The sequence below is a fragment of the Coprobacter sp. genome (assembly GCF_982436375.1).
Genome location: NZ_CEWDCG010000152.1, coordinates 1 through 7642, shown reverse-complemented (window position 1 = coordinate 7642; position 7642 = coordinate 1). Strand labels below are relative to the sequence as shown.

Sequence of the window (7642 nt, the reverse complement as noted above, 5' to 3'; positions counted from 1 at the left end):
AAGTATTTTCACTCATTATTTTACTATTTTCAGACTACAAAGATATAAAATGTGTGTCAATAAATCTAATGGATATTTATAATAAAATAGCCGGACATTTTCTTGAATAATGATGCCTTCAAGTATGTTGTCCGACTATTTATAGAGTAGTAGTAATAAGGAAACAATCCTTTTGAATATTTTGTTGTAAAAATCGAATTAAAATCTGTTAAGCAGATAACATATAAGATAAGGAGGAATTTTTTCAATAAATTTCCTCCTTATCTGTATTTACCTATTATTATTTCTATAATTGTATGGGGTGTTCTACCTTTTCATTCAATAATGCAAAATCGAGAACTTCTTTAATGTTCCGTACGTAGTGGAATGTAAGCCCCTTAATATAATTTTCTTTGATCTCATCTATGTCTTTTTTATTTTCTTCCGATAAGATAATATCTTTTATATTAGCGCGTTTTGCAGCCAATATTTTTTCTTTTATGCCTCCGACGGGAAGTACACGTCCTCTTAATGTAATTTCTCCGGTCATGGCCAGGTTCGGACGTACTTTGCGTTGGGTAAATGAGGATGCAATAGAAGTTACCATCGTGATACCTGCAGAAGGGCCATCTTTAGGAATAGCGCCTTCTGGCACATGAATATGTACGTTCCATTTATCGAACACGTCATCACTGATATTTAACATTTCGGCATGGGCTTTTATGTATTGCATGGCTATTATTGCCGACTCTTTCATGACATCACCTAAATTTCCTGTTAATGTCAGTTTTTCGCCTTTGCTTTTACTCAGGCTTGATTCTACGAATAATATTTCTCCACCTACGGCAGTCCATGCCAAACCTGTAACGACACCGGCATATTCATTTCCTTCGTATTTATCTCGTGAATACTCTTTTATTCCTAAATATTCATGTAAGTCATTTACTGTAATCGTATGTGGGTATTCTTCTTCTAATGCCTTTTTCCGGGCGATTTTCCGCATAATTTTGGCAATTTTCTTATCCAATTCCCGAACACCCGATTCCCGAGTATAAGAGTCTACTATGACCTCCATCGTCTTTTTAGGAATGTCTACATCTCCTTTTACGAGCCCATGATTCTCGAGCTGTTTCGGGACAAGGTGTCTTCGACCGATCTCTACTTTTTCTTCCAAAATATATCCGGTTATATCGATAAGCTCCATTCGATCTAATAAAGGTTGGGAGATCGTATTCAAATTATTGGCAGTCGCTATAAATAAAATATTTGACAGATCATAGTCGATATCCAAATAATTATCATGAAAAGCGTTGTTCTGTTCCGGATCGAGAACCTCTAACAAAGCTGATGCCGGATCTCCTTTAAAATCATTTCCGATTTTATCTATTTCATCTAAAACGAACACAGGATTAGACGAACCGGCTTTCAATAAACCCTGTATAATACGACCGGGCATAGCTCCGATGTAGGTACGTCGGTGACCTCTGATTTCCGCTTCATCGTGCAATCCCCCTAAAGAAATACGCACATATTTTCTTTTCAGAGCTTCCGCTATTGACTTTCCCAAAGATGTTTTTCCGACACCCGGAGGTCCGTAAAGGCATATAATCGGAGATTTTAAATCCCCTCGCAGTTTTAATACCGCCAGATGTTCTAAAATACGGTCTTTCACTTTTTCAAGCCCGTAATGGTCTTTATCTAATTGCTTCTGTGCATGTTTCAGATTAAAATTATCCTTTGTAAATTCATTCCAAGGTAAATCGGTCAATGTTTCCAAGTAATTATATTGCACCGAAAAGTCTGGAGATTGAGGATAAAGACGTTCTAATTTACGTAGTTCTTTTTCAAATATGGCAGCTACTGAAGCATCCCATTTCTTTTTAGAAGCTTTTTCCTTCAGTTCCTGTATATCTTGTTCCTGAACGCTTCCACCCAATTCATCTTGTATAGTTTTTATCTGTTGTTGTAAAAAGTGCTCTCTTTGTTGTTGGTTCAAGTCTTCTCTCGTACGAGATTGAATACTTGCTTTTATTTCAATAAGTTGGGCTTCCTTACTCAGTGCGGTATATAAACTGAATGCTCGTTGCTTGACCGAGTCGATATTAAGCAGATCCTGTTTCTGTTGGGTATTTAAAGGAATATTGGAACATAAAAAATTAATCAGATAGTGAGAATTTTCAATATTCCTTAATGCAAACATCAGCTCTCGTGAAGGTTCACCCAAAGTTTTCAGAATATTGAATGTCATGTCCTTTATTGCAGATATGAGCGCTTCGAATTCTTTGTCATTCGATTTGGGCATTTTTTCTTCCAATAGAGAGATATTGCCTCTTAAATAAGGAGTGAATGTTGTCAGATTATCTAAATGAAAACGTCGTTTGCCTTGTAAAATAACGGTAGTGCTTCCGTCTGGCATTTCCAGTATTTTTACGATTTCCGCAATAGTACCTATTTCATACAAATCTTTGTATTCAGGTTCATCTACGTACATATCTTTTTGACATGTTACACCGATATATTGTTTTTGAGCGTATGCTTCTTTAATAAGTTGAAGAGATTTGGCCCTTCCGACTGATACAGGGAGAGCTACTCCCGGATACATCACCATATTGCGCAATGGCAGTATGGGCAGATCGACTTCTGCCACCCCCGGACATTCTATATCCGGATTACCCTCTACTTCAGCGAAAATCGGCATAATTGTAGTGGCATTGTCATTAGCATCATCAAGCAGATTATTATCAGAAAAAATTTTTTTCATATGTTAATTGTCATTTTGTCAGTAATTAGGATTAAATACATTGTCAGCACTCCTGAAAAATCAATGTTATATTATAGTACAATGAGTGTGCCAAAAAATAAACAATACTTAGATCCCCATAAAATTGTTATTATTTTTTGTTTATTTGTATTCTAAAATTTTTATTTATGGGAACTCATTATTTTCAGTTTAAACAATTTACCATATATCATGACCGCTGTGCAATGAAGGTAGGTACAGATGGCGTGCTGCTTGGAGCTTGGTGTAATATCCCGAAAAATGGGAATATATTGGATATAGGAACTGGAACAGGAATAATCGCATTAATGGCGGCGCAAAGATCTTCGTTTTCTCAAGTATCTATCGATGCAATCGAGATCGATAGAGATGCGTACTTACAAGCTAAAGAAAATATATCATCTTCTCCATGGAGCAATAAAATACAAGTAATTAATTGTTCTTTACAAGAGTATGCGGAAATGTCAGAAACTCTCTATGATCATATTGTGTCTAATCCTCCTTATTTTGATAATACTCTGCCTCCCAAAAGTCTCTCTCGGCAAATGGCACGACATACAGCTTCACTAACTTATGAAGAATTTGTATCCAATGCGGTAAAGTTATTGAAGCCTGAAGGTCACATTTCCGTTATATACCCTGCAGATCAAGACAGACAGTTGACCGGTATAGCTGTCTCCAACAAATTGTGGGTGTCTCGAAAAGTTTGGGTAAAAGGACGTCCGAATGTCTCCCCTAAAAGAGTTTTAGTAGAGTGGGGGAAGTCCCCCGTAAGCTATATAGAAGAAGAGCTTGTTATAGAGACAGCACCTTTGACATATACACCTGAATATATAGCTTTAACTAAAGACTTTTATTTAAAAATGTAAGAGCCTGCCCAAAACAGACCCGATAAAATTTAAATATCCGGTAAAAAAACGCGGTATTACACCGCGTTTTTTTATCGAATATTTTCTCGTAAGCGAGTCAAATATGCCTTCATTTTGTCAGTATCCTTACGTTTTATAATGTCGAGCAGTATATCCAGTTGTTCTTGAATTTGCGACACTTGTTCGGGCGTGTGCGGGTTAAATAGAATCTCCGTGAGGAGATAATCATCTTCGGAAAGAAGTCCGTGAGCAATATCCATGTGCTTTTTGAATGTTGTACCCGGAGCGTCCTGAGGTTTCATTACGGCAGCAAAAACAAGAGTAGATGCAAATGGAATCGATAACGAATAGGCGATTGTTTCATCATGCTCCTTAAATGAATATTCAAATATTCTTAACCTTAAATTACTGTATAGATCTTTAAAAAAAACTTTTCCTAAATGGTCGGACTCGGAAATGATAATCGTATTTTGAGTACTTAAGTCACTGAGATTTGCAAATGTAGGCCCGAACATCGGATGAGTCGAGACAAACGGATGTCCGGCCTTTTGGTAAAATTCCGGAAGTCCTGTTTTTACAGAGGCAATGTCAGATATAATGCAATTAGCAGGGATATGAGGTAATATCATTTCGAATGCAGCAATTGTATATTTTACGGTTGCTGCATTAATGACCAATTCCGGTTGAAACTCTTTTACCTCCTCTAACGCTGTCATTCGGTAAGTATTGAACACAAATCTCAACCGTTTGGGATCAGTATCAAAAAGTGCTACTTCGTGTTGAAAACTTAGTACATCCGCAAAAAAAGAGCCCATTTTCCCAGCTCCGAGAATAAGTATTTTCATCGTTTTATTTATTCAAAATATTCATTTGTTGCCTTACTGACTCTTCGTGAATTGCCTGTAAAACCGATTTCATAAATTCTCCGTCCATATCTAGATCTATTGCCTGGTTGATCCGTTTACTTAAAATCTCATCATAACGGGTCGGTTGTAAGACTGTCATATCGTGTTCTTTTTTATATTGCCCGATTTCTCGAGATATACGCATCCGTTTGGCCAATAATTCCAGCAATTGATTATCCAATTCGTCGATCTGTCTTCTAAGTTCCGATAAATTTTCTGTAGTTTGGGTCGTTTCCCGGATAACTAACATATTTAAAATAAAATTGAGAACATCCGGTGTTATTTGCTGATTTTTATCACTCCATGCACAATCGGGATTACAATGAGATTCTATAATTAACCCGTCAAATCCCATATCCATAGCTTGCTGGCATAAAGGCGCCACGAGATCGCGTTTTCCCCCTATATGACTCGGATCGCAAATTATCGGTAAATTCGGAAGACGTCGACGAAGTTCGATTGGAATATGCCACTGTGGCAAATTTCGGTAAAGTCTCTTATCATAAGAGCTGAATCCTCGATGTATTGCTCCGATTCGATGGAGTCCGGCATTATAGATTCTTTCTATTGCCCCAATCCAAAGTTCGAGATCTGGATTGACCGGATTTTTAATTAAAATGGGAATATCCACCCCTTTAAGAGCGTCGGCAATTTCTTGCACAGCAAAAGGATTTGCCGTAGTACGTGCCCCGACCCAAAGGATATCAATACCATGTTTCAAGGCTTCAAATACATGATGCTGATTAGCAACTTCGGTTGCTGTGTACATTCCGGTAGTTTCTTTTACTTTCTTTAACCAAGCCAGTCCTTCTGTACCGACACCTTCAAAACCTCCCGGTTTTGTTCTAGGTTTCCATATTCCGGCTCGAAATATCTTGATTCCTTGAGTTGCCAGACCTTTTGCTGTTTCTAACACCTGTTCTTCCGTTTCAGCACTACAAGGTCCTGCCATTATAAGAGGACGTTTAGCTTCTATGCCGGGTAATAAAATTGATTCGAAGTTTAATGTTTCTGTCATGACTGTGTTTTTATTATTAATTTATTTATTAAGACGATTCTTGATTCTGTCGAGAGCTTCTAATAGGGCCGCTTCATTAGCACAAAGCGAGAGCCGTATGTATCGGTCTCCCAAACTTCCGAAAACTATTCCCGGTGTTATAAAAACTTGGGCTTCATATAATACTTTATCTGCAAGTTCTGCACTGCTGGTTATATGATCGGGAATTTTTGCCCAAAGGAACATCCCTGTTTGTTTCGAGTTGAAAGAACAGCCTAATTCTTCTGCAATTTTTTCTGCAATCTTTCTGCGTTTTCTATATACCGCATTCATACTCTCGTACCATTCCGGACCAGAAGACAAAGCTATAACCGCAGCCTTTTGCATGGGTCGGAATGTTCCGGAATCGATATTGCTTTTTACACGGAGAATCCATTCGACAAATTGGGGATTCGATGCTAACATTCCGATACGCCATCCCGGCATATTATGAGCTTTACTCATCGAATTCATTTCTATGCAAATATCTTTAGCTCCGGAGACAGAAAGAATGCTTAAAGGCTTTTCATTAAGTATGAAACTATAAGGATTATCATTTATAATAATGATATTATGCTTTTTCCCGAATGCAACTAACCTTTCAAACAAATTTATGGATGCAGGAGTTCCTGTCGGCATATGAGGATAGTTGACCCACATCAGTTTTACATTTGACAAATCATTCTTTTCGATCGCTTCAAAATCAGGTAACCATCCGTTTTTTTCAGTCAATTCGTAATTGATAATATGTGCCTCGGCCAATTTACTGACAGAGGTATATGTCGGATATCCGGGATTAGGAACTAAAACACCGTCTCCGGGATTTAAAAAGGCCAATGATATATGTAAAATTCCTTCTTTAGAACCGATAAGAGGCTGTATCTCGGTCTTAGGGTTCAATTCTACACCGTACCATCGTTTATACCAATCAGAAAATGCTTCTCGTAAAGCTGGAATACCGATGTAAGGCTGATATCCGTGGGCATCTTCTTTCCGGCTATCCTCGCACAATGCATCTATTGTTCGGATATGAGGTGGACGGTCTGGGCTACCAATTCCAAGACTAATAACATCCAACCCTTTTGCATTCATGTCGGCCACTTCTTTTAACTTCTTTGAGAAGTAGTATTCTTTGATTTGGCTTACTCTGTTAGCCGGGCATATATCAGAGTGTTTCTGTAAATTCAGCATATTCTCCTTGTATTTTAAAATCTTTAGTTAGTGGTTTGATTGCTTCTAACGATTGTTTATACCGAGTATAATCAGAAAATGTTATATCGACATAAAATCTGTATTCCCACTCTCTCCCGATTATTGGAAGAGACTGTATCTTTGTAAGATTTATATCATAGAACGATAATATTGTCAAGACTTTTGATAAACTTCCGTTGGTATGAGGGAGAGTAAAAATAAGAGATGCTTTGTTTATACTTTGACGATTAATAAGATCATCTCTTTGCCAACTGTCTGCTAATACCAAAAAACGGGTAAAATTCCGTTTATTTGTCTCTATACCGGACTCTAATATGTTAAGCCCGTACATTTCTGCTGCCAGACGGCTACATATTGCAGCATGGCCTTTGAGACCTTTTTCTTGTATTTCACGGGCACTGGCTGCAGTATCGTCTTTTTCTACAATTTTAATATTAGGTAATTGATTCAGAAATTCTTCGCATTGCATTAAAGCGATCGGGTGAGAGTTTATCTCGGATATATTTTCGAGAGTTTCACCAGGAAGGGCAGCGAGCACATGTGAAATTCTCAACTTATATTCTCCGATGATACTCAAATCGCTTTTGCGTAATAGTTCGTGATTCTGTAATAAAGATCCGGCAATTGTATTTTCTATTGCCATTATTCCGAGAAGAGAATCATCTTTGCTCATTTTCTCGAATAAATTAGGAAATGTCAAACAGGGTTCAACCTCTACTTCTTCATTGGTAAAATAAGATCGGGCAGCCATTTCGTGATAACAACCCGGTATTCCTTGTATAGCAACTTTTTTCATTTATAAGAATTTTCTGATTAAAAAAATCCCACACTTTCATTGAAAGGTGGGATACTTTATTTATTG

The 7642-nt window shown here is 37.5% G+C and carries 6 protein-coding genes; 1 reads left to right on the top strand and 5 read right to left on the bottom strand.

The annotated features are described in order from the left end of the window. Window positions 1-286 precede the first annotated feature (286 nt). A complete protein-coding gene (gene lon, locus AC1WHX_RS08955) occupies window positions 287-2740 on the bottom strand; it encodes an endopeptidase La (RefSeq protein ID WP_022391114.1) in 2454 nt (817 codons plus the stop codon). A 167-nt stretch (window positions 2741-2907) separates the two neighbouring features. Here lon and AC1WHX_RS08950 point away from each other — a divergent pair, with 167 nt between their 5' ends. Continuing rightward, window positions 2908-3627 carry a tRNA1(Val) (adenine(37)-N6)-methyltransferase gene (locus AC1WHX_RS08950; RefSeq protein WP_022602672.1) on the top strand — a complete coding sequence of 240 codons (720 nt, stop codon included), beginning with the start codon at window positions 2908-2910 and terminating at the stop codon, window positions 3625-3627. A gap of 71 nt (window positions 3628-3698) precedes the next feature. On the opposite strand, the gene AC1WHX_RS08945 is transcribed toward AC1WHX_RS08950, so the two are convergent. Genes AC1WHX_RS08945 through AC1WHX_RS08930 form a run of 4 tightly spaced genes read right to left on the bottom strand, consistent with a single transcriptional unit; the run spans window position 3699 to window position 7576 of the window. Next, window positions 3699-4472: a prephenate dehydrogenase gene (locus AC1WHX_RS08945; protein WP_009317059.1), complete on the bottom strand. Its 774-nt coding sequence runs from the start codon at window positions 4470-4472 to the stop codon at window positions 3699-3701. A 4-nt stretch (window positions 4473-4476) separates the two neighbouring features. Continuing rightward, complete coding sequence (locus tag AC1WHX_RS08940) at window positions 4477-5550, bottom strand: bifunctional 3-deoxy-7-phosphoheptulonate synthase/chorismate mutase type II (RefSeq protein WP_022602676.1); 1074 nt, start codon at window positions 5548-5550, stop codon at window positions 4477-4479. 21 nt (window positions 5551-5571) lie between these two features. Next, window positions 5572-6759 carry a pyridoxal phosphate-dependent aminotransferase gene (locus AC1WHX_RS08935; RefSeq protein WP_278716396.1) on the bottom strand — a complete coding sequence of 396 codons (1188 nt, stop codon included), beginning with the start codon at window positions 6757-6759 and terminating at the stop codon, window positions 5572-5574. Next, entirely contained in the window at window positions 6734-7576 is an 843-nt protein-coding gene (locus AC1WHX_RS08930) for a prephenate dehydratase (RefSeq protein WP_022391109.1), read from the bottom strand. The genes AC1WHX_RS08935 and AC1WHX_RS08930 overlap by 26 nt, the downstream gene beginning before the upstream one ends. Between the last annotated feature and the right edge of the window lie 66 nt (window positions 7577-7642).